Source organism: Rhodococcus sp. T9N (assembly GCF_024436645.1).
Taxonomy (GTDB): domain Bacteria; phylum Actinomycetota; class Actinomycetes; order Mycobacteriales; family Mycobacteriaceae; genus Rhodococcus_F; species Rhodococcus_F qingshengii.
This window is the reverse complement of sequence record NZ_JAMSKS010000078.1, coordinates 1-527: the sequence shown is the minus strand read 5'-3', so window position 1 is coordinate 527 and position 527 is coordinate 1. Positions and strand designations below refer to the sequence as shown.

The following is a 527-nucleotide window of genomic DNA, read 5'->3' as shown; positions in this document are numbered from 1 at the left end:
GCCAACGATGACGGCGCAACATTCACATTGTCGGCGAGGTTGATCTCGGCGCCAGGAGTGGCATAGAAGTAGATCGGCTGCATGGTGATTACCTGCGAGCCGTAGCGGAGGTTCTTGAAGCTGGCGCGCCACTGCAGTTGCGCGAGGTTCGTTGTCGACGCTGTGGGTGCGAGGACCTTGACGTAGTCGCGGCCTTGGTGGGAGATGTCGCCGGTGACGCCGAGGTCGACTGTGATGGGCGAGACCGTCTTCAGTTTGAGTGTGCCGCCGTCGTCGTACTGGATCGCGGATCCTGCGGCGATCATGGGTGCGAGTTCGAGGCTGCCGGTCAACGGGGTGTCGTCGGGGATGTCGTCGACGTCGATGCCGTCTGCGGCGATCGTGGTGATGTTGATTCGGACGGTTGAGTATTCCAGTGCCATCAGGGCTCTCCTTGAAGGCGTTTCCGCCCGCCGTTATGCACGACAAGGCGCCCCCCGCCAGTTTGCGAGAGGCGCCTTGTCGGTGCTGTGGTGCGTTTAGTTGTC

1 protein-coding gene is annotated in these 527 nt (G+C 61.9%); it reads right to left on the bottom strand.

The window, feature by feature from the left end:
• Positions 1-422: hypothetical protein (locus tag M1L53_RS33100; protein WP_261949524.1), on the bottom strand; the 422-nt coding region annotated here is incomplete at its 3' end.
• Positions 423-527 lie beyond the last annotated feature (105 nt).